The organism is Mycobacterium sp. E787 (assembly GCF_001668725.1).
GTDB lineage: Bacteria > Actinomycetota > Actinomycetes > Mycobacteriales > Mycobacteriaceae > Mycobacterium.
In genome coordinates this window covers 203612-225670 of sequence record NZ_LZKL01000095.1, presented here as the reverse complement: position 1 = coordinate 225670, position 22059 = coordinate 203612, and the positions used below count along the sequence as shown (strand labels likewise).

The following is a 22059-nucleotide window of genomic DNA, read 5'->3' as shown; positions in this document are numbered from 1 at the left end:
CCGGCGTGTCGGCGCGCTCAGCGCAGGCTCGGCGACTCGGGCGGCGGGGTGTCCTCGTCGCCCGCTTCCCCGGCGCCGGCCTCTTCGTCGCCCGCGGCGGCCTCTTCGTCGCCCGCGGCGGCCTCGTCGGCGGATTCTTCGGCCGGCTCTTCGAAAAGCCCCGCGAAGTCCGCCGGTTCGTCGGCCTCGGCCTTGGGCCGCCTGGGTCTTCGGAGTCGCACCGGGCGAATCCCGCCGGCCATCACGACCGTGATCCCGCCGACGACCGCGAACCAGAAGAACACACCGCCCAGCAAGGTCCCCTGGTCGACGCCGACGTCACCGAAGTTGCCGAGCCGGCCGCTCCCGCCGTAGGCGAGCAGCGACATCGCCAGCGCGCCGACCGCGGCGGCGACCAGCAGTTTGGCCGTCGCCGGCAGCAGCGGCAGCGCGCGCCGGGCGCATTGCTGCCCCACCGCGACACCAGACGAGGCGCCGACGATGAGCAGCGCGACCCACACCGGTCCCAGCGGCGGCGTGGGCAGCGCGGCCAGGATCGGCAGTGCGGGGATGTCGCCGCCGAAAACGGTGAACGGACTGAACGTCGCGAACCCGAGGTGGGCGCTGGATCCGACGGCCACCGCCGACGTGCCGACGATGACGTTGGGCGCGTACAACACGGACAGCACGGTGAGGCTGAACTGGCCGAAGATCGAATCGGTGATGCCGTAGAGCTCCTGCATCGTCGCCCAGTGCACGACAAGAGACCCCGCGGTCACCAGCCCGGAGAGCCCGACCAGCGCCAGCACACCGGCCACCGCGGCGCGCAGCGAATCACCGAGCCAATCGGGCAGCGCCGACGCCGCCAGCGCCCGCCTGCCCACCCGCGACCACACACCGATCCCGGCGCCGAGGGCGTGCACCACCAGGACGCTCGCGAACGCGCGCAGCGCGCTGGGCGTCTGCAGCTCGGTGATCACCGACGACGCGTCGTGGATGACCGCCAGCGCGATCGCCGCCATCAGCAGGGGGCCGCCCAGCGCCGATGCGACCACCCAGCGGACCACCAGCCACGACGACCGCGGCGAGGTGGCCCGCGCGCTGCTACGCGCGGTGCCCCAGACCATCAACAGGACCGGCAGCAGCGGCAGCACGCCCAGTTCGCGGCCACCGATCGAGATGGGCACCTGGTGCACCGCCAGCCACATGCTGGCGATGGCCCCCAACGCGCCGGTCATGTCGCTGTTGGCGATCAGCAACTGCAGCAAGGTGACCGCGGCGATGACGCCCAATGCCACCACGGACGGGCCGAATGCCACCCGGACGAGGTCGCGCGCCTGGCGAGCGCCAGCGCTGTCCTCGCGTTCTGACACCCTGTTCACTCTTGGCGCACGTGCCCGACTACGCGCGAGAGCGCACGGTTAGGCGGGCGCCGGCCCAGACGGTGACGACGGCGACTGCTGCTGCTCCTGGCCGTGGGACGACTGGCCCCCGGTGTTGACGGACTGGTCGGCCGAACCCGAACCGGCCTGCGACTCCGCGCCACTGGCGGCCGAGGAGGGCGGCGGGCTGAAACTGGGAAAGCCGGTGGGCGGCGTCGACGGCCCGTTCTGGTGTGCGCCCGGCTGCGGCTGAGCGCCGAATCCACCGGTGGACGTCGGGATCGCGGCCTGCGTCGGAGCCTGGCTCTGGCTGGACGGGTAACCGCCGTACTGAGAGCCGTACGACGACGGCTGCGGCGTCTCCTGCGGGTTGTGGGACTGATGTCCCGCGTGCGGCTGGGCACTCGGCTGACCGTAGTACGAGGGCTGCTGCCCGTACTGCCCGTACTGGCCGTATTGCCCATACTGGCCGTACTGCGCGTACGGGTCGTACTTGGGCCGCGGGGTGGGGGCGGTGATCACGCCCGAGTCGAGCAGCAACGCGCCGATGGCGGCGAGGGCCTGGAAAATGCTGCAGCCCACCAACGGCCACATCGCCCAGCCGATGCCGAATCCGGCGGGTGTGTTGACGGTTTCGGTGATGGCCAGCAGCGCGCCCAGCACCGCGACCACGGCGACGATTGCCACATAGCTTTTGGCCTTGGGCAGCAGGCTGACCGCGGCCAGCAGGGCGGCCAGCAGCGCGACGATGACCGCGGTGCCGGCGTCACCGGCGCGTCCACCGCCGGGACCGAGGTCGGCGCTGATGACGAACGTCGGCCCGAAATTCAGCAGATAGACCGCGAGGCCGAGGATCACCACGGCGACGTTCAAGGCCAGCGGAAGCTTGCTCTCGCCGTCGTCGGTCTTGGCGAACGACGGTGTGGCGCCTGCGTAGGAGCCGCCGGGTTGCGCGGGTTGATATCCGGGGCTACCGGGCGAGTAGGTCATGACTCCTCCTGTGGCTCGTGGGCGGCGCCACATTGCAGTGCGACGCTGTGCTTCCAGGCGCACCACTTCGACGAACACCTTCCCCATGTTGCGTTGCGGCGCGATCGATCAACCACGCTAGCGCACCTTCGGGTCGCCGTGCCGGAGCCACCGGCCGGTCGGCCCAGCGGCGCCGCTTGCCGAGCGCAGGTAGAACACGTTCTAATTCTGTGCATGGATTACGGCCTTGTGCTTTTCACCAGCGATCGCGGCATCACCCCGGCGGCGGCGGCGAAGCTCGCCGACGACCACGGCTTCCAGACGTTCTACGTGCCAGAGCACACCCACATCCCGGTCAAGCGCGAGGCGGCCCACCCCACCACCGGCGACGCGTCGTTGCCGGACGACCGCTACATGCGCACGCTGGACCCGTGGGTGAGCCTGGGCGCCGCATGCGCGGTCACCTCGCGGGTGCGCCTCTCGACCGCGGTGGCGCTGCCCGTCGAGCACGACCCGATCACGTTGGCGAAAAGCATTGCCACGCTTGACCACCTGTCCGGGGGCCGGGTGAGCCTGGGCGTCGGCTTCGGATGGAACACCGACGAGCTCGCCGACCACGGGGTGCCGGCGGGGCGGCGACGCACAATGTTGCGCGAGTACATCGAGGCGATGCGCGCGCTGTGGACCGAAGAGGAAGCCGCCTACGACGGCGAGTTCGTCAAGTTCGGGCCCAGCTGGGCCTGGCCGAAGCCGGTGCAGTCACACATCCCGGTGCTGGTCGGCGCCGCCGGCAACGAGAAGAACTTCAAGTGGATCGCCCGCAGCGCCGACGGCTGGATCACCACCCCGCGCGACTTCGACATCGACGAGCCGGTCAAGTTGCTGCAGGACACCTGGGCGGCCGCCGGCCGCGACGGGGCCCCGCAGATCGTCGCGCTGGACTTCAAGCCGATCCCCGAGAAGCTGGCGCGCTGGGCCGAACTCGGCGTGACAGAAGTGCTGTTCGGCCTGCCCGACCGCCCCGACGACGAGGTCGCCGCCTACGTTGAGCGGCTGGCCGGCAAGCTGGCCGCCGCCGTCTGAGCGCGAGCAGACACAAACGCCCCTCGACACGCCCTGCGGCGGGAGCTTTTGCGTCTGTTCGGCCTAGAGAGAGCAGCGATTGCCGTAGTCGAAGGAGCGCACCCGGACCGCGTGCCCGAGGGGATCGCCCTCGATCAGCAGCGCGATCAGTTCGTCGTCTTCGGTGGTCGACAGGAACCGACTGCCGTCGTCGAGCCGGCCGATGACGATGCCGGTCGGGCGACCGTCGTCGCGCCGCACCGTATAGGTCTCGACGCTGCCGCACCCGTCGGCGGCTTCGACCACCGCCTGGGTGGGCAGGCCCGCGACCTGCGACTGCAGCCGCGCGTTGCGATCCGGCGTCCATTCCACCGGGGTCGTGGAGTACACCCCGACGGAGTACTTGCTCAGGATGCCGCCGTTGGCGCCCACAAGCCCGAATTGACCTGGCATGCTTCGCATTTGAACGATCGTCTCGGCGACCGCGTGCATGGAGTAGTTGTTGCCGGCGCCGCCGAAGAACGGTAGCCCCCCGGTCAGCGTGAGCCCGCGCGGGTCGTCGGGCGCGATCCCCATGCCGTCGCAGATGTTGAACACGGGGACGGGAAAGCAGCTGTAGAGGTCGAAGGTGGCGACGTCGTCGACGCCGATGCCGGCCATGCCCAGCGCCTCGCGCACCGCCATGACGGCCGACGGCGCGTGCCCGAGATCCGGGCGCTCAAGCAGCGGCTGCTCTTCGAGGTCGGCGTGCCCGTGCAGGTACACCCAGTTCTCTTCGGGCACCCCGAGGCGCCGCGCGGCCTCGACCGACATCAGTAGCGCGGCCGCGCCCTGGTTGACCTGGTCGCGCGCGACCATCAGCCGCGGGTAGGGCTCCGCGATCATCCGGTTGGCCTCGGTCACGGTGATCAGTTCCTCGACGGTGCGCTCGACCGGCGCGGCGGCGAACGGGTTGCTGGCGGCGATCTTGGTGAAGGGCGCGAACAGCTCGCCCATCCGGCGTCGATACTCGGCGGGCCCCAGCCCGGTGCCGGCCCGCCGGGCGTTCTCCAGCAGCCCGTATTGGATCGGCGCGCTGGTCAGGCCGTGGATGACGGTGTAGCGCGAGATGAGTTTCTCGATGCCGGTGCCGCGGTCCTCCAGGTCACCGTCGACGGTCTCGGTGAAGTCCGGCTTGTCGTCCGCCTTCGCGAAGCGCCGGAGCGTCGAGGTCGCGTCCGACCCGAAGATCAGGGCCACCCGCGACCCGCCGGCGGCGATCTCCGCTGCCAGCTCGCTGATCAGATGCTGCGGCCCCTGGCCGCCCACGATCTCGAGGATCGCGCGCGCCGGCTCGGCCCCGACCCGCTTGGCCACCGAGCGCGGATAGTTGTTCGACCGCCCGAGCACGGCTGAAGCGACCGGCCCGGAGATCTCGAACTGCCTCACGCCGGCCACGGTGTCGACAGCCGCGGCCACCGACCCGGCGTCGGCTCCGCAGTCGGCCAGGGCCGCCGATGCGGCGGCGGCGGCCAACTCCACGGGCGACATCGCCCGGTAACCGGGGTCGTCGATGCGCTCGGCGGCCTGCCCGACGCCGACGACGACGGGCGTGCGCGGATCAAGATTCATAGCTCAACTATCTACCGCAGCGGAACTGCGGCCCCGCCACCGGGTCCCGGTCGAAGGCCGGCGGCCGCTACAGCGCCTTGAGAATCTCCCGCGCCAGCGCCGCCGTCTCCGACGGGGTCTTGCCCACCTTGACGCCGGCCGCCTCCAGGGCCTCCTTCTTGGCGGCGGCGGTGCCCGACGAGCCGGACACGATCGCGCCCGCGTGGCCCATCGTCTTGCCCTCGGGCGCGGTGAATCCCGCGACGTAGCCGACGACCGGCTTGGAGACGTGCGCCTTGATGTAGTCGGCGGCGCGCTCCTCGGCGTCGCCGCCGATCTCGCCGATCATCACGATGACCTTGGTGTCGGGGTCCTTCTCGAAGGCCTCGATGGCGTCGATGTGGGTGGTCCCGATCACCGGGTCGCCGCCGATGCCGATGGACGTCGAGAACCCGAAATCACGCAGCTCGTACATCATCTGGTAGGTCAGCGTGCCCGACTTGGACACCAGCCCGACGGGTCCCGAACCGGTGATGTTGGCGGGGGTGATGCCCACCAGCGCCTCGCCCGGGGTGATGATGCCGGGGCAGTTCGGGCCGATGATGCGGGTCTTGGCGCCCTTCTCCAGGTTGTAGGCCCACGCAAAGGCGGTGTCCTGCACCGGGATTCCCTCGGTGATGACCACCAGCAGCGGGATCTCGGCGTCGACGGCCTCGATGATGGCGTCCTTGGCGAACTTCGGCGGCACGAAGATGATCGACACGTCGGCGCCGGTCTCTTTCATCGCCTCGGCGACACCGCCGAACACCGGCAGCTTGACGATCCGGCCGCCCTTGTCCTCGTGCGTGACGGTGGTGCCCGCCTTGCGCGCGTTCACGCCGCCGACAATCTGGGTGCCCGCCTTGAGCATTCGCGCGGTGTGGACGGTGGCCTCGCTGCCGGTGATGCCCTGGACGATGACCTTGTTGTCCTTGTTCAGGAAGATCGACATGGTTCCAAGTCCTTTCTAGGCGCTCGCCAACTCGGCGGCCTTGTCAGCGGCCTCGTCCATCGTGGGCACCAGCGTCACCAGCGGATGGTTGGCCTCGGTCAGGATGCGACGGCCCTCCTCGACGTTGTTGCCGTCCAGGCGCACCACCAGCGGCTTATTCGCCTCGCCGCCAAGGATTTCCAGCGCCTTGACGATGCCCGTGGCCACCGCGTCGCAGGAGGTGATGCCGCCGAAGACGTTGACGAAGACGCTCTTGACCTGCTGGTCGCCCAGGACCACGTCCAGCCCGGCGGCCATCACCTCGGCCGAGGCGCCGCCGCCGATGTCCAGGAAGTTGGCCGGCTTGACTCCCCCGTGCTTCTCCCCGGCGTAGGCGACGACGTCGAGGGTCGACATCACCAGGCCCGCGCCGTTGCCGATGATGCCGACCTGGCCGTCCAGCTTGACGTAGTTGAGGTGGTGTTCCTTGGCCTTGAGCTCCAGCGGGTCGGTGGCCTCGCGGTCCTCGAACTCCGTGTGATCGGGGTGGCGGAAGTCGGCGTTGGCGTCGAGCGTGACCTTGCCGTCCAGTGCCAGGATCCGGTCGTCCGGGGTGCGCACCAGTGGGTTGACCTCCACCAGCGTCGCGTCCTCGGCGACGAACAGCTCCCACAGCTTGGAGATGGTGACCGCGGCGGCGTCGAGCACCTCGGCCGGCAGGTGGCCCTGCTCGGCGATGGAACGGGCGGTCGCGACGTCCACCCCCTTGACGGCGCTCACCGGCACCTTGGCGAGCCGCTCGGGCTTGGTGGCGGCGACCTCCTCGATCTCCATGCCGCCCTCGACCGAGCACATCGCCAGGTAGGTGCGGTTGGCGCGGTCGAGCAGGAAGGATATGTAGTACTCCTCGGCGATGTCGCTGGCCTCGGCGACCAGCAGCTTCTTCACGATGTGGCCCTTGATGTCCAGGCCGAGGATGTTCTTGGCGTGCTCGTAGGCGTCCTCGGGCGTCGCGGCGAATTTGACGCCGCCGGCCTTGCCCCGGCCCCCGACCTTGACCTGGGCTTTGACCATCACCGGGCGGCCGATCTCGTCGGCGATGGCCCGAGCACCCTCGGCGGTGTCGGTCACCCGCCCGGGCGTGCTCGGTACGTTGTGCTTGGCGAACAATTCTTTTGCTTGATACTCGAAAAGGTCCATGGGCTCACTGTCTTCGCTCGACTTGCTGCTAGGCCTGTACGTGGGTCCCTCAACGGGGACAGCCGGAATCGGCGACTCGCACGGTGGCACTGTATCCACCCGCCGAACGCGTGCTAGCGTCGCGTCCGCCGTTGTGGCGCAGCTCACGGCATATCGATACTTCGCCGAAGTGATGCGAATCACAATATCCGCCGGGTTCTCGGCCCGAGGTTGCAAGCCCCGTCGGTTAGCGGATACCTTCCTAGGGTCCAGATAACGTTATGGTCACGATACGAGGACATTTCAGCTTGTCCCAGCACCGTTTGACTCGTCCTTCTGCCGAAACAACAGGCGTGGTGAGGGTAGGTCGCGCAGCAGGCGGCCGGTGGACCGAGGCTCACCGCAACGAAGTCACCGAGATACTCCCGCTCGACGGATTCGACTTCGACGACCTGGATTTCGCCGACGAGTCCGGCGACCTCGAGGGCCTGGACTTCAGCAACGACTCCGCCTTCGACAACGGGGCCCGCGTCCTGCTCGCTCCCGAGCTCGACGACCTGCACGACGCGAGCGATCCGAGTCCGCTGCTGCTGGCGGCCCCCGCCGCCGTGCCGGTACCGGCACGGTTCGAGTCGTCCACCACCGAGCCGCACCGGCCCAACCACGCCGACATCACCGACGTCATCCCGGCGATACGCCGCGGTGGGCAGCACCGTAAGCAGCCGACCAGCGCCGCCCGTGGGCGTCTGCTCATCTCGGCGATGGCCGCGGGTGCCGCGGCCGCCGCGGCCCACACCGCGACCAGCCACGCCGACACACCCAAGACGGAGGCCGTGCTGACCGCCAACGCGTCTGCGCTTTCCGGCGGGGCGGGCGGCAACACGATCCGCGGCGCCCAGGTGGTCGCGGTCCAGCCCGCGGCGAATGCCGCGGTCCACAATGAGGAACTCGCCAAAGGCGTGGCCTTCGCCAACGACCGCGCCCAGCGCGAGGCTCGGCTACAGCAGCCGCTTTACGTCATGCCGACGAAGGGGATCTTCACCTCCAACTTCGGCTACCGCTGGGGCGTGCTGCACGCCGGCATCGACCTCGCCAACTCGATCGGCACGCCGATCTACGCGGTGTCCGACGGCGTCGTCATCGACGCCGGCCCGGCCGCCGGCTATGGCGCGCTGGTCAAGCTGCGCCACGCCGACGGCACGGTCACGCTCTACGGCCACGTCAACACGACGCTGGTCAGCGTCGGCCAGCGCGTGATGGCCGGTGACCAGATCGCCACCATGGGCAACCGCGGCAATTCCACCGGGCCCCACCTGCACTTTGAGGTGCTGCTGGGCGGCACCGAAAGGATTGACCCAGTCCCATGGCTTGCAAAGCGGGGTCTTAACGTCGGCGGCTACGCTGGCTGAGGTGACCGCGCCGAACGACCCCGCTGCACCAGCGCCGACACCCGAGGCCGGCGCACCGCCCTCCGAATCACAGACGCGGATCATCCGGCGGGCACCGACCGGGCCGATGCCCGTGGTGCCGGAGTCCCCGACCACCCAGATTCCGCGGGCTTCCGCCTCGGATCAGGGTGCCCCTTCAGCGGTACGACGAGGTTTTCCGGGCCACGAGCCGAGCGGCCGGACCGCCGTCGCCGCCGCCGCCGTCACCATCGTCAGCGGATGGGCGACGTCGGTGGTGGCCACCGACCTGATCGGGGGGTGGTGGCGGACCGACCGCCTGTTCTGCATCGCGGTCGCCTTCCTCGCGCTGGTGTTCGCGATCACCACGGTTTCCGGGGTCATTCTGCTGCTGCGGCGCCGGCCGCTCGGGCGTTACCTGATCGCGGCCGGCGCGGTGGTCGCGGTGCTGACCTACGGCGGCGTGTTCATCGCGGGCGCGCGGGTGGCGTGGATCGTCTACTTCCTGTGGCTGCTGCCGGTGGCCAGCGTGGCGCTGACGTTTCATCCCCAAACCAGACGCTGGCTGCAGGGGTACTGACTTTCTCCGCGCCGTTGTCCGCCGAACGTGTTGTGGTGGCGGGGAATCGGCGAAAATCTCGCCCTGACGTCACGTTCGGTGCGTCAGAGCTTGCTGACCGGGGCGTGGTTGTGCATCAGCTTCACCCGTCCCGCGCTGCCGAAGTCGATGAGCGACATGGCCGATTCGCCGACGCCTGACACCTCCTCGACCCGACCGAGGCCGTATTTGTCGTGGGTCACCCGGTCGCCGGGTTGCAGCACCAGCAGCGGCCGTTTGCTCGCCCCGGAGCGGGTCGGCGACGGACGCGGCGCGCCGAACCGCCCGGCGCCGCTGACCGGGGCGCTGAACGACGGGGTGGGCGCGCTGCGGCGCCAGTCGATGAGCTCCTGCGGGATCTCGCGCAGGAAGCGCGATTCGGGGTTCAGCATCGGCTGCCCCCAGGACGACCGCACGATGGCCCGGCTCACATACAGCCGCTGGCGGGCCCGCGTGATGCCGACGTAGGCCAGCCGCCGCTCTTCGGACAGCTCCGTCGGGTCGTCCAGGGACCGCATGTGGGGGAACATCCCGTCCTCCCAGCCGGTGACGAACACCACCGGAAACTCCAACCCCTTCGCCGTGTGCAGCGTCATCAGCGTGACCAGACCGGCGCCCTGCTCGGGGATCTCGTCGGCGTCCGCGACCAGGGACACCCGCTCCAAAAAGGCCGCCAGCGCGCCGGTGTCCGGCACGTCCTCGTCCTCGGGGGCGTCCAGCGACTCGTCCAGCGCGGCGGCGTTCGCCTGATCGGTGCTGAATTCGTGTGCGACGCTGACCAATTCGTTCAGGTTGTCGAGCCGGGCCAGCTCCTGCGGATCGGTGGAGGACTCCAGCTCGGCGCGGTATCCGGTGCGTTCGAGCACCAACTCGACCAGGTCGCCGAGGTCGTCGTCGAGGTGACCCCGCAGGTCGTCCAGCAGCTCGACGAACCCCGCGATCGCCTTCTCCGCGCGGGTGTTCAGCATCGGCACCTTGCCCTCGGCGGCGGCCACCAGCGCGTCGGCGAAGCTGGCGCCGGTGTTCTCGGCGTACACCGCCACACATGCCTCGGCGCGATCCCCGATGCCCCGACGCGGCGTGTTGAGGATGCGCCGCATGCTGACCGCGTCACCGGGATTGTCCAGCACCCGCAGGTAGGCGACGATGTCGCGGATCTCCTTGCGCTCGTAGAAGCGAACTCCCCCAACGACTTTGTATGGGATGCCGGCGCGGATGAACACCTCTTCCAACGACCGCGACGAGTTGTTGGTGCGGTAGAACACGGCCACGTCGTTGTAGGTGATCTCGCCGCGCTCGGCGAGCGCGTCGATCTCCTCGGCCACGAACCTGGCCTCGTCGTGCTCGTTGTCGGCGACGTAGCCGACGATCAGCTCACCGGCGCCGGCGTCGGTCCACAGCCGTTTCTCCCGGCGTCCGGTGTTCCGGGCGATCACCGAGTTGGCGGCCGACAGGATGTTCTGCGTCGAGCGGTAATTCTGTTCCAGCAGAATGGTTCTCGCGTCGGGATAGTCGCGCTCGAAGTCCTCGATGTTGCGGATGGTGGCGCCGCGGAACGCATAGATTGACTGATCGGCGTCGCCGACCACGCACAGTTCCGCCGGCGGTACGTCGTCCTCGGTCTCGGTGCCCACCAACTCCCGCACCAATACGTACTGGGCGTGGTTGGTGTCCTGGTACTCGTCGACCAGCACGTGCCGGAATCGCCGCCGGTAGTACTGCGCGATCTGCGGGAACGTCTGCAGCACTGCAACGGTCTCCCCGATCAGGTCGTCGAAGTCCAGCGCGTTGGCCGCCCGCAGCCTCCGCTGGTATTCGCCGTAGACCGACGCCACCGTGCGGCTCAACTCGTCGGACCCGTCGGACAGGCTGGCCAGGGCCTCGTCGGGGTCGATCAGCTCGTTCTTCAGGTTGGAGATGGCGTTGGCCAGCAGGCGCGGCGAGTAGCGCTTGATGTCCAGCCCCATGTCGCGCCCGATCATCTGCAGGAGCCGCCGCGAATCGTCGGCGTCGTAGATCGAGAAGTTGGAGTTGAGCCCCTCGATCAGCGACGCCTGGTTGCGCAGGATGCGCACACACGTCGAGTGGAACGTGGACACCCACATCGCGCGGGCGCGGTTACCCACCAGCCGCACCACGCGTTCGCGCATCTCCGCGGCGGCCTTGTTGGTGAAGGTGATGGCCAGGATCTGACCGACCCCGACCCCGCGCGCCGCGATCAGGTAGGCGATCCGCCGCGTCAGGACCGCCGTCTTACCCGAACCCGCCCCCGCGACGATCAGCAGCGGCGAGCCCTCGTGCACCACCGCTTGGCGCTGCTGGGGGTTGAGCCCATCGAGCAGCTCGTCGGCTTCGGTGGCGGAGTTGGCTTCGGTATTGCTGGTCACGTGCACGCTCATGTCGGTCCAAATCTACCGCCGCCGACCGACTACCTCGCTGGCCAGGCCGTCCGGCGCGCCGGAGACCGGGACGCAGCCCCGTGGGGCCGATCCGGTCGATATTTTTGCGCCGCCGCAGTCGTTAGTGGCACACTCAGTTGGTGCTCAACGTGCAGCTTCGGCTCCCTGCCCGCGTGTCGCAGCGCCGATTTTTCTATGGGTACCGGCCAGCGGTGCCCGTGGTCTAGCTGCTTTCGCAGAGCCCCGTGGTCCGCTTCCGGATTCGGGGCTCGTCTCTTTTGTGAGGCTCGATAACGGATGAGACCAGAACCCCCACATCAAGAGAACGCGGAGTTGGTTGAGATGAACACAGAGACGGCAGAGACCACCGACATCGAACAGTTGCGCCAGGAGATCGACCGGTTGGACGCCGAGATCCTCGCCGCGGTGAAGCGGCGCGCCGAGGTGTCCCAGGCGATCGGCAAGGTGCGCATGGCGTCCGGCGGCACCCGGCTGGTGCACAGCCGCGAAATGAAGGTCATCGAACGCTACAGCGAGCTCGGTCCCGAGGGTAAGGATCTGGCGATGCTGCTGCTGCGGCTGGGCCGCGGCCGCCTCGGCCACTGACGGCGCCCGCGCTGGCCTGGCGCGGCGCTGTCGGACCGCTGGCCCGACGGTGACGCCCGCAGCGCCCGGCTACGCCGCGCTTGCGACCGTCACTAGGTCGATGGTGACGGCCCGCAGCGCCCGGCTACGCCGCGCTTGCGACCGTCACTAGGCCAGATCGTGACGGCCCGCAGCGCCCGGCTACGCCGCGCTTGCGACCGTCACTAGGCCAGATCGTGACGGCCCGCAGCGCCCGGCTACGCCGCGCTTGCGACCGTCACTAGGGTCGAACTCATGACATCCGTGCACACCATCCCCGACATCACCGCCACCCCGGCGTGGGACGCCCTGCGCAGTCATCACGAACAAATCGGCCAGACCCATCTGCGCCAGTTCTTCGACGACGACCCCGATCGCGGCCGCGAGCTGACCGTCACCGTCGGCGACCTCTACATCGACTACAGCAAACACCGCGTCACCCGAGAGACGCTGCGGCTGCTGATCGACTTGGCCCGCACGGCTAACCTCGAAGAGCGCCGCGACCAGATGTTCTCCGGGGCGCACATCAACACCTCCGAGGACCGCGCCGTGTTGCACACCGCGCTGCGGCTGCCCCGCGACGCCGAGCTCGTGGTCGACGGCCAGAACGTCGTCGCGGACGTGCACGAGGTGCTGGACAGGATGGGCGACTTCACCGACCGGTTACGCAGCGGTGAATGGACCGGGGCCACCGGGAAAAGAATCAGCACGGTCGTCAACATCGGCATCGGTGGGTCGGATCTCGGGCCGGTGATGGTGTACCAGGCACTGCGCCACTACGCCGACGCGGGGATTTCGGCGCGGTTCGTCTCCAACGTCGACCCCACCGACCTGACCGCAAAGCTGGCCGACTTGGACCCGGCCACAACGCTTTTCATCGTCGCGTCGAAGACCTTCTCCACGCTGGAGACGCTGACCAACGCGACCGCCGCGCGCCGCTGGCTGACCGACGCGCTCGGCGACGCCGCGGTGGCCAAGCACTTCGTCGCGGTGTCCACCAACAAACGGCTGGTCGACGACTTCGGCATCAACACCGACAACATGTTCGGGTTCTGGGACTGGGTCGGCGGCCGTTATTCGGTTGATTCCGCGATCGGCCTGTCGGTGATGGCCGCCATCGGCAAGGAGGCCTTCGCCGACTTTCTGTCCGGATTCCACATCGTCGACCGGCATTTCAAGACGGCCCCACTGGAGTCCAACGCGCCCGTCCTGCTCGGCCTGATCGGGCTGTGGTACTCCAACTTCATGGGCGCGCAGTCGCGCGCCGTGCTGCCCTACTCCAACGACCTGTCGCGCTTCGCGGCATACCTGCAGCAGCTCACGATGGAATCCAACGGCAAGTCCACCCGGGCCGACGGCACACCCGTCACCACCGACACCGGCGAAATCTTCTGGGGCGAACCGGGAACCAACGGCCAGCACGCCTTCTACCAATTGCTGCACCAGGGCACCCGGCTGGTGCCGGCCGATTTCATCGGCTTCAGCCAACCCGTCGACGACCTCGCCACCGCCGACGGCACCGGCAGCATGCACGACCTGTTGATGAGCAACTTCTTCGCCCAGACCCAGGTGCTGGCGTTCGGCAAGACCGCCGAGGAGATCGCCGCGGAGGGCACGCCGGCCGACGTGGTGCCGCACAAGGTGATGCCCGGCAACCGGCCGTCCACCTCGATCCTGGCCGACCGGCTCACGCCGTCGGTGCTCGGCCAGCTGATCGCCCTCTACGAGCACCAGGTCTTCACCGAGGGCGTGATCTGGGGCATCGACTCCTTCGACCAGTGGGGCGTGGAGCTGGGCAAGACGCAGGCCAAGGCGCTGCTTCCGGTGATCACCGGCGACGCCTCGCCCGCGCCGCAGTCGGACAGCTCGACCGACGCGCTGGTGCGTCGCTACCGGGCCGAAAGGGGCCGCGCCGGCTGACATTTCGCGGACCCGGCGCACTCATCGGGTCGCGACGACCAGCTCGGAACCGAACCGTCGCACGAATGTACGCAGCCGTTCCACGGTCGCGGTCTGCGGATCGCTGAGGTGCAGCTGCAGCAGTTCGCGACCGGCGGCATGCAAGACCCGCGCGGTGTATTCGGGATCGTGCAGGCGGGGATTGAGGCGCAGCAGTTCACGGACGAAGAAGTCGAGCACGACGGCCTGAGATTGAGCCAGGCGCGCATACAACTCCGGCGGAGCGCCCTGCGGCGGGAACAGGAACAGCCGCCAGGTGGCCGGGCGGGCATCGACGGCGGCCAGCACCCCGTCGAACGCGAGCACAAGAGCGTCCGCGGCGGCATCCAGCCCCGAAATCGCTTCGGCGAACTGGGCTCCCGCCCGCGCCGCCTCGCGGTCGATCAGCTCGACGAACAGCCCCGCCAGGTCGCCGAACTTCTGATAGATCAACGACCGATTGATGCCGGCCTGCTGTGCGATGCGGTTCGGCGTCGCCGCGTGAAAGCCCTCCGCATCGACGATCGCGTGTGTGACGTCGAGGATCTGCTCGCGCCGCCCCTCGGCGGTCATGCGCCGCCTGGGATGGGACGGCATCGACGGCAATGACACACCCACGCTTGACAGCATAACTAACAGCTTGTGAGTATTACTCACCAACTGTTAGTTAGCGGAAGGCGGCTTGTGACCTCCAAGGCCACGTACTATCCCGAACTCGCGCGACGCGTCCGCAGCCAGCGCGATCTGCAGCCCGACCTCTACGGCGACTTCGACTTCGACCGGCCGCCGGATCGCCTGGCCACCGAGCCGGGCGTCGATTCCGCCCTGCCGCCCTGGGTCGCCGACCGCGCCACGATCCTGGACGACGACCGCGTCCTCGAATTGATCAGCACGGCAACGCTGCTCGGCGACGTCGTCGCCGATCCCTATGCGGCACTGATGAACACCCACAGCGTCACGCACCTGATCGACATGCTCAAAAGGGCCTGCCGCGACGGGGTCGAGGCCGTCCCCGACGCGCCACCCGAACTCGTCGCGTTCATCGCCGCCATGGAGGCCACGCCGGAGTGGATCGACTTCGACCTGGTACGCGAGGGCGCTCGCCAGGAGCGGATTCCCGCGGCGCTGCTGGCCCCCTTCATCACTCGCGGCGCCTTCATCGCGACCTTCACCAACACCTACGCCGCGCTGCCGATGGCGCTGACCGGCGCCCTTTCGGGCAAGCGGGCCGCCCGGCGGGTCAACGAGACGGCCAGCTTCTTCGCCGTCACCACGCTGCCCGGGGCGCTGGACCGGTACGGCCCCGGCTTCGAGGCCGCCGCCATGGTCCGGCTGATGCACTCGATGGTCCGCTACAACGCGCTGAAGAAGTCCGACAAGTGGGACACCGCCGTCTACGGCATGCCGGTGCCGCAGGTCGACCAGATGCCCGCGGGAATGATCGGTCAGTATCTGTTGGCACGCAAGGCGCGCCGGCAAGGCCGGTCGAAGTTCACCAAGCAAGAACGCGCCGTCATCGAATTCGCCCGGTACCGCTGCTTTCTGCTCGGCCTGCCCGAGGAACTGCTACCCGCGGAACCCGCCGACATCATGCACGTCATGCACGCGCGCTCCGCACTGCTGCGCCACGGATTCGACAGCATCTGCCAAAAACTCGTCCGCGGCACCATGGCGGCCTACCTGCGCCCCGACACCACCCTGTTCGACCGGTGCGCCGAAGCCGTCGAAAAGAGTTTCAGCAAGCTCACTTTCGTGCGAACCTTCTGCAACGGTGACCGCGCGATCGCCGAGGCCATGGGCGTGTCGCTCGCGCCGACGGACCTGTTATGCGTCGCCCTCACCGCGCCCTTCATCCTCGGGCGTTTCAGCGCCGTGAGCCAAGCCAGCCGCATCCCGGTGCTCCGGGAGATCACCGACGCCTATGTCATCGGGCTGCTCAAGCTCCGGCTGGCGACCTACGGCAGGCCCGAATTCACCACAGACGCGGCGCATTACACGCCGGTGCCGCATTGACCTTGTGGCGAGCGTGCGCAGTTGTACGCGCCCGCCCGGCGTGTCGCGTACAAACACGCACGCTCGCGGGCATCACGGTCGGCGGCCTCAGGCGAACCACTTGGTAAGCGAGGGCGGCAGCACCCGCATCACCTGCACCAGCGGCGCCCATGGCCACCACGGCACCGCCACCCGGCCGGGCTCGCGTTCCATGGCGGCGACGATGGCGTTGACGCCAGTCTCGTTGTCCACCATCAACATCGTGCTGTTCGACTTGGCCGTCATCTCCGACTCGATATAGCCGGGCTCGATCACCGAAACCCTGATCGGGCCCTTGGCGTATTCGGCGCGCAGGGATTCACCCAGCGAACTCAGACCGGCCTTGCTCGCGGCGTAGGCGGCCTTCACGCCCGGCACCCCCCTGTTGCCGAGAACCGATGAGATGAGCACCAAATGACCAGAACCGCTCTTGGTGAACATCTCCAGCGCGGTCTCGATCTGCACCAGCGCGGCAACCAGGTTGGTTTCCAGGGTCGCCTTGTTGGCCCACAGCTTGCCGGAGCCCAGCTTCGCGCCCTTGCCGATGCCGGCGTTGACGACGACGCGGTCGATGCCCCCGAGTTCGTCGCTGAGTTCGGCGAACACTTTCGGCACCTGTTCGTGGTCGTTCACGTCCAGCGCGGCCACGGCGATCTTGATGCCTGGATACTGTTGCGACAGTTCGGCTTTGAGCTCGTCCAGCCGGTCGGTGCGCCGGGCGCACAGCGCAAGGTCGCGGCCCTTGGCGGCGAAAACGCGCGCCATCCCGGCGCCCAGGCCGGAACTGGCTCCCGTGATGAGGATCTTCTGGCGAGTCACCCGAGCAGCATATCGGCTACTTCAGCAGCCTTGACATCCGACGGTCGGCCAGCACCTTGCCGCCGGTCTGGCACGTCGGACAGTACTGAAAAGACTTGTCCGCGAAAGACACCTCGCGCACGGTGTCCCCGCACACCGGGCAGGGCAGCCCCGTGCGGGCGTGCACCCGCAGGCCGGAGCGCTTCTCCCCCTTGAGCATCGCGGCGCCCTGCCCGACGGAACGGCTCACCGCGTCGGTCAGGACCGAGATCATCGCATCGTGCAGGGCGGTGAGCTGTTCGTCGGTCAGCTTGCCCGCGGTGGCGAACGGCGAGATCTTCGCGACGTGCAGGATCTCGTCGCTGTAGGCGTTGCCGATGCCCGCGATCACCTTCTGGTCGGTGATGACGGTCTTGATCCGGCCGGTGTTGCCGGCCAGCAGTCCGGCCAGGTCTTGGGGGCCGAGCTCCAGCGCGTCGGGACCCAGGGCGGCGATGCCCGGGACGAGCTGCGGGTCGTCGACGAGCCAGACCGCAAGCCGCTTCTGGGTGCCCGCCTCGGTGAGGTCGAAGCCGGGCGCGTCGCCTGGGGTGCCCAGGTGCACGCGCAGGGCGATCGGGCCCTTGCCGGGGCGCAGCGGCGCCGCGGCCAGCTTGTCGGACCAGCGCAACCAACCCGCGCGCGACAGGTGGGCGATCAGGTACAGCTGCCCGGCTTGCAGCCCGAGGTACTTGCCCCAGCGGTGGGCACCCGTCACCGCCCGGCCGTGCAGCGCGCTGATCGGCGGGTAGAACGTCTTCAGCACGGACAGCGCGGCGACGTCGACCCGTCCGACGGTCGATCCGACGGCGTGGCGGCGCAAATGGTCGACCAGCGCTTCGATCTCGGGCAGTTCGGGCACGCCCTTCAGTCTGCCGGTCTGAGCAAATAGGTGTCCATGATCCAGCCGTGCCGCGCGCGAGCCTCGGCCCGCAGCGCCGTGATGCGCGTCCCGACCTCCCCGACCGCCCCCGCCACCAGCAGCTCGTCGCCGGTGCCCAGGTAGGCGCCCCACCAGATGCGGGTGCCGGGCGGGCACACCTGAAACGAGCAGTCACCGTCGAGCATCACGACCGCGGGGCCGGTCAAACCGTGCTCGCGGAGCCGTCGGCCGGTGGTGATCAGGACGGGTTCGCCGACCTCGTTGAGCGGGATGCGGTGCCGGGCCGTCAGCGCCTGCACCGCGGTGATTCCGGGAATGACGTCGAAGGTGAACGCGACTTCGGCCGCCACGGCGCCCAGGATGCGCAGGGTGCTGTCGTACAGCGACGGGTCACCCCACGCGAGGAACGCACCCACCCCGTCGGGGCCCAGCTCCGCGGAAATTGCCGCGGCCCAGACCCGCGCCCGCGCCGCATGCCAGTCCGACACGGCCCCCCGGTAGTCGGTCCCGGTCGAGCGCGGGGGATCCGGCAGCTCGACGAAGCGATACCCGGGCTCCCGGATGAACCGGGCGCAGACCGCCCGCCGCAGGCCCACCAGGTCGCTCTTCGCCGCGCCCTTGTCCACCGCGAAGAACACCTCGGTGGCGTTGAGCGCCTCGATCGCCTGGACCGTCAGGTAGTCCGGGTTGCCCGCGCCGATCCCGATCACGTGAATGTGCCGACCCACGACGCCAGTCAACCGAATCGAAACCTGAAGGGCCTAGTCGGCTCCCCAAGTACCCAGTACCATGGGTACCGTCTGAAGCACCCGATGAAGGGACGCCAGCGCTATGACGACCGTGGTGAAGCCAAGTGGCCCGAGCCGTGAGGAGTTCTCGGACCGTTTGCTGAAAGGCTCGGTCAAGAAGTCCTACGAGCCCGTCGTCGACATCGACTGGGACGCCCCGCTGGACCCGGACAAGTTTTATCTGCCGCCGCGGCTGGTGTCGCTGTACAACACGCCGATGTGGGACGAGATGACCCGCGAGCAGCAGATCGACCTGTCCCGCCAGGAACTGGTCAACACGTTGTCGGCCGGGATCTGGTTCGAGAACATGCTCAACCAGTCGCTGTTGCGGACGATCCTGCACGAGGACCCCACCAGCCGCTCGACGCATTACAAGCTGACCGAGCTGGGCGACGAGACCCGGCACATGGTCATGTTCGGCAAGGCCATCGAGCGCATCGGCGCAAAACCGGTGCGGCCCAGGCTGTTTCACCGGTGGATCATCAACGCCCTGCCGCTGGCGTTCCAGCGCGGCTCGATGCTGTGGGTGGCGGCCCTCATCGGTGAGGAGATCTTCGACTCGCTGCAGCGCCAGATGATGGACGACCCCGAATTGCAGCCGATCATCCAGCGCCTCATGCGGATTCACGTCACCGAGGAGGCCCGCCACATCCAGTTCGCGCGGGACGGCGCGCGCAAGCGGGTGGCCGAGATGCCGCGGCTCAACCGGTGGTTCATGGCCAACATCAACGGCCTGGGCGGATACTTCTTCAACTATCTGTTCAGCAACCCGATCCCCTACGCGCGGGTGGGGCTGGACGCCAAGCGGGCCCGCAAGATCGCGCGCACCAGCGCGCACCGCCGCGAGATGCAGGTTGCCGGCTTCGCTCCGCTGGCGGCGTTTCTGACCGAAGTGGGCCTGCTGGGTCCCCTGGCCCGCCGCGGCTGGAAGCGCAGCAGGTTTTTGTGACCCACGACGTCATCGTCGTCGGCGCGGGGCCCGGCGGACGGTGCGCGCGGGCCGCGTTGCTGGGCGCGGGCGTCGCCGACGTCGTGACGCTCGGCCGCGACGTCCTCGGCGCACGGTTCAACGACGGCACCGACACCTGGCTGCTGACGACCGCCGATGCCGAGACGACCCGCGCGCGGGTCGTCGTCGCCGCCTACCGGCCGGTGCAGGTGCCGTGGCTCCCCGACATCCCGGGACGCGACGAGTTCCCGGGCGAATCGTTCCACGCGGCGCAATGGCCGACCGATTTCCGCCCGGGCGGTAAGCGCGTCGCGATCCTCGGCGCCGACGCCACCGCCGGTCATCACCTACCGGGGCTGACGGCATCGGCGGCCTCGGTCACCGTGTTCGCGCACCCGCCGCGTCGGATCGTTCCCGAGTTGCCGCTTCCGGCCACGCGCGCCAAACGCTGGTTGGGCCGGCGCATCCGGCCGACCGCGAGGGCCGAGCCGCTACCTGCGCTCGCCGGATCGGCCGTCACCGCCGTCACCGCCTCGGGCATCCGGACCGCAGACGGGGTCGACCACGGCGCCGACACCATCGTCTACGCCACCGGGTTCGCGGTCCCCGCGGCCACACCGGACACGGTGCTGGTCGGCGCCGGCGGGGTGACGGCCCGGCAGGTGTGGGCCGACGGCGCGGAGCCCTACTTCGGGGTGGCCGTGCACGGCCTGCCCAACTACTTCTTCGTCGACGGCCCCGACGTCGAGGCGCAGGCCCGCTACGTCGCCGAGTGCGTCGGCCTGCTGATACACGGCTCCGGCAGGCGCATCGAAGTGCGGCGCAGCAGCTACCAGGTGTTCAACGAACGCGCCTACCTGCGCCCCGCCCAGCCGCAACCGGTGGCATCGGCCTTCGATATCACCTCCGGCGGCAGCGATGCGACCTACGAGGGCTCGGCGACGCTGACGATAGCCGGGGCCGAGCACCCGGTGCGGGTGCGTCTCGCGGGCCATTTGGACCCGATCGACGGCCGCTACCACTGGCAGGGAACGGTCTTCGGTGCGGCCGGGCTGATGGAGACGAGAACCGCGATGCTGACGGTCGGCGAGCGCAGCGCGTCGGCGCGCATCGTCGAGCTGACCCCGTGGGGCACCCATACGGTCGCCGGTGTCGGCGACCCGCCATACGCGTTGCGCTGACGAGGATTCGGCACCGCTTGTTGTACGCGGCGCTTAACAGGTTTGCCGATGACAACGTATGGGTAAGCGCCTTATTCTAATTTTCATCGCACAGGGGAGGTTGGCCACGCGCCGCGCGTGTGAGCTGCGGCAGGCGAGCGAACGAGAACGGCATGTTCTGCGGGGTAACGGTCGGTACGTGGGGCGAGCGCGATATCGGCGTGCCTCCGATGCGCGTCGCCACATCTTGTTTGCGCCGCCGAGGGGGCGGGTTCTCCGGCGATTAGCCGGGTGGGAATTCCAGGAGCGGGGATATGGCAGCGGAAGCTCGCATTACGGGGTCGCGTCCGTCGTCTTTCGAGTTCGGATTTCGTGCGCCTGAATCGCTATTGAGACACGCGCACCCGTGTGGCTATGTTTCGCAGGTCGAGGTCGGCGAGGATGAAACCCTTGAGGGAAAGGGGTGCCTGCGGTGAGCGCGGTAGCTGAGTCCCCGAGTTCGCTTGCTGTGGCGACACGAACCGACGAGTCGGTCGTCTTCCTCACGGTCGAGGGCGAGCTCGATGCCAGCAGCTCCGCGGCGCTTCGAGACATGATCATGAAGGCCACGCTCGACCAGCCGTCCGCCGTGATCGTCAACGTCTCCAAACTTCAAGTGCCCGCCGAGTCGACATGGTCGAGCTTTGTCGGCGTGCGCTGGCAGGTTCACACCCGGCCCGACGTTCCGATCGTGCTCGTCTGCGCAGACCGTGCCGCCCGAGAGCTGATCACCCACAGCGGGCTCGCCCGCTTCATGCCGGTGTACGCGTCCGAGAAGGGGGCGGTGAAGGCGCTCGGCCGGCTCACCAGCCGCACCGTGCGGCATGCCGATGCTGAACTGCCGGCGAACCTGACCAGCCTGCGCGAGTCCCGCCGGCTCGTCCGCGAGTGGCTCACCGCCTGGTCGCAGTCCGCGCTCATCCCGGTCGCGCTGGTGGTCGTCAACGTGTTCGTCGAGAACGTGCTCGAACACACCGGAAGCGTGCCGATGATGCGGGTCGAGACCGATGGCACGACCGCGATCATCGCGGTGTCCGACGGCAGCAGCACACCGGCCCTGCGCCTACCGTCGCCGGACAAGGGCATCGACGTTTCCGGGCTGGCGATCGTCGATGCGTTGTCGCGGGCCTGGGGCAGCACCCCGACGCCGTCCGGCAAGACGGTGTGGGCGGTCATCGGGCCCGAGAACCAGCTTTAGCCGGACTGGCGATCCCGCGTGAGCGCCTTGCCCGGGGACCCTCGCCCGGGTAGAAGTAGAACACGTTCTAATCTGGTG

19 protein-coding genes and 1 pseudogene are annotated in these 22059 nt (G+C 68.7%); 9 read left to right on the top strand and 11 right to left on the bottom strand.

Annotated features, from left to right (window positions below; genetic code table 11):
* Window positions 1–17: 17 nt before the first annotated feature.
* Both A5705_RS19730 and A5705_RS19725 read right to left on the bottom strand, forming a co-directional pair.
* Window positions 18–1361: a DUF6350 family protein gene (locus A5705_RS19730; RefSeq protein WP_082956573.1), complete on the bottom strand. Its 1344-nt coding sequence runs from the start codon at window positions 1359–1361 to the stop codon at window positions 18–20.
* 39 nt (window positions 1362–1400) lie between these two features.
* On the bottom strand, window positions 1401–2351 hold the full coding sequence (locus A5705_RS19725) for a DUF5336 domain-containing protein (RefSeq protein ID WP_067877752.1): 951 nt from the start codon (window positions 2349–2351) through the stop codon (window positions 1401–1403).
* A gap of 213 nt (window positions 2352–2564) precedes the next feature.
* Here A5705_RS19725 and A5705_RS19720 point away from each other — a divergent pair, with 213 nt between their 5' ends.
* Window positions 2565–3413: an LLM class F420-dependent oxidoreductase gene (locus A5705_RS19720; protein WP_067877756.1), complete on the top strand. Its 849-nt coding sequence runs from the start codon at window positions 2565–2567 to the stop codon at window positions 3411–3413.
* A 63-nt stretch (window positions 3414–3476) separates the two neighbouring features.
* On the opposite strand, the gene A5705_RS19715 is transcribed toward A5705_RS19720, so the two are convergent.
* From A5705_RS19715 to sucC, 3 genes are all read right to left on the bottom strand, one after another.
* Window positions 3477–5003, bottom strand: a complete 1527-nt coding sequence (locus A5705_RS19715) for an acetyl-CoA acetyltransferase (protein ID WP_068279433.1) — start codon at window positions 5001–5003, stop codon at window positions 3477–3479.
* 67 nt (window positions 5004–5070) lie between these two features.
* On the bottom strand, window positions 5071–5973 hold the full coding sequence (sucD, locus tag A5705_RS19710; RefSeq protein ID WP_067877762.1) for a succinate--CoA ligase subunit alpha: 903 nt from the start codon (window positions 5971–5973) through the stop codon (window positions 5071–5073).
* A gap of 15 nt (window positions 5974–5988) precedes the next feature.
* Window positions 5989–7152, bottom strand: a complete 1164-nt coding sequence (gene sucC, locus A5705_RS19705; protein WP_067877765.1) for an ADP-forming succinate--CoA ligase subunit beta — start codon at window positions 7150–7152, stop codon at window positions 5989–5991.
* Between the two features lie 335 nt (window positions 7153–7487).
* Between sucC and A5705_RS19700 the strand changes: the two genes are divergently transcribed.
* Both A5705_RS19700 and A5705_RS28225 read left to right on the top strand, forming a co-directional pair.
* Complete coding sequence (locus tag A5705_RS19700; RefSeq protein WP_231964288.1) at window positions 7488–8540, top strand: M23 family metallopeptidase; 1053 nt, start codon at window positions 7488–7490, stop codon at window positions 8538–8540.
* 1 nt (window position 8541) lies between these two features.
* Window positions 8542–9117 (top strand): hypothetical protein, encoded by a 576-nt coding sequence (locus A5705_RS28225; protein WP_068279430.1) that lies wholly within the window; start codon window positions 8542–8544, stop codon window positions 9115–9117.
* Between the two features lie 83 nt (window positions 9118–9200).
* Here A5705_RS28225 and pcrA read toward each other — a convergent pair whose 3' ends face one another.
* A complete protein-coding gene (pcrA, locus tag A5705_RS19690) occupies window positions 9201–11534 on the bottom strand; it encodes a DNA helicase PcrA (protein WP_068279427.1) in 2334 nt (777 codons plus the stop codon).
* Window positions 11535–11831: 297 nt separating this feature from the next.
* Here pcrA and A5705_RS19685 point away from each other — a divergent pair, with 297 nt between their 5' ends.
* Complete coding sequence (locus A5705_RS19685) at window positions 11832–12140, top strand: chorismate mutase (RefSeq protein ID WP_082956571.1); 309 nt, start codon at window positions 11832–11834, stop codon at window positions 12138–12140.
* A 273-nt stretch (window positions 12141–12413) separates the two neighbouring features.
* Entirely contained in the window at window positions 12414–14078 is a 1665-nt protein-coding gene (gene pgi, locus A5705_RS19680; RefSeq protein ID WP_068279424.1) for a glucose-6-phosphate isomerase, read from the top strand.
* 21 nt (window positions 14079–14099) lie between these two features.
* Here pgi and A5705_RS19675 read toward each other — a convergent pair whose 3' ends face one another.
* Window positions 14100–14669 (bottom strand): TetR/AcrR family transcriptional regulator, encoded by a 570-nt coding sequence (locus tag A5705_RS19675; RefSeq protein WP_156763167.1) that lies wholly within the window; start codon window positions 14667–14669, stop codon window positions 14100–14102.
* A 111-nt stretch (window positions 14670–14780) separates the two neighbouring features.
* On the opposite strand from A5705_RS19675, the gene A5705_RS19670 reads away from it, so the two are divergent.
* Window positions 14781–16109, top strand: a complete 1329-nt coding sequence (locus tag A5705_RS19670) for an oxygenase MpaB family protein (protein ID WP_068279421.1) — start codon at window positions 14781–14783, stop codon at window positions 16107–16109.
* 87 nt (window positions 16110–16196) lie between these two features.
* Here A5705_RS19670 and A5705_RS19665 read toward each other — a convergent pair whose 3' ends face one another.
* From A5705_RS19665 to cobF, 4 genes and pseudogenes are all read right to left on the bottom strand, one after another.
* Complete coding sequence (locus A5705_RS19665) at window positions 16197–16946, bottom strand: SDR family oxidoreductase (RefSeq protein WP_067877788.1); 750 nt, start codon at window positions 16944–16946, stop codon at window positions 16197–16199.
* A gap of 16 nt (window positions 16947–16962) precedes the next feature.
* Entirely contained in the window at window positions 16963–17421 is a 459-nt protein-coding gene (locus A5705_RS28690) for a zinc finger domain-containing protein (protein ID WP_231964291.1), read from the bottom strand.
* 162 nt (window positions 17422–17583) lie between these two features.
* Window positions 17584–17826, bottom strand: a pseudogene (locus tag A5705_RS28685) (DNA-formamidopyrimidine glycosylase family protein); the annotation flags it as partial.
* Between the two features lie 5 nt (window positions 17827–17831).
* Entirely contained in the window at window positions 17832–18575 is a 744-nt protein-coding gene (gene cobF, locus A5705_RS19655; RefSeq protein ID WP_067877794.1) for a precorrin-6A synthase (deacetylating), read from the bottom strand.
* Between the two features lie 103 nt (window positions 18576–18678).
* On the opposite strand from cobF, the gene A5705_RS19650 reads away from it, so the two are divergent.
* The 3 genes from A5705_RS19650 (at window position 18679) to A5705_RS19640 (ending at window position 21981) form a co-directional block, all read left to right on the top strand.
* Window positions 18679–19584, top strand: a complete 906-nt coding sequence (locus tag A5705_RS19650; RefSeq protein WP_067877797.1) for a diiron oxygenase — start codon at window positions 18679–18681, stop codon at window positions 19582–19584.
* 209 nt (window positions 19585–19793) lie between these two features.
* Complete coding sequence (locus A5705_RS19645) at window positions 19794–20765, top strand: DUF4873 domain-containing protein (protein WP_231982515.1); 972 nt, start codon at window positions 19794–19796, stop codon at window positions 20763–20765.
* Window positions 20766–21207: 442 nt separating this feature from the next.
* Complete coding sequence (locus A5705_RS19640) at window positions 21208–21981, top strand: STAS domain-containing protein (protein WP_231964289.1); 774 nt, start codon at window positions 21208–21210, stop codon at window positions 21979–21981.
* Window positions 21982–22059: the final 78 nt, after the last annotated feature.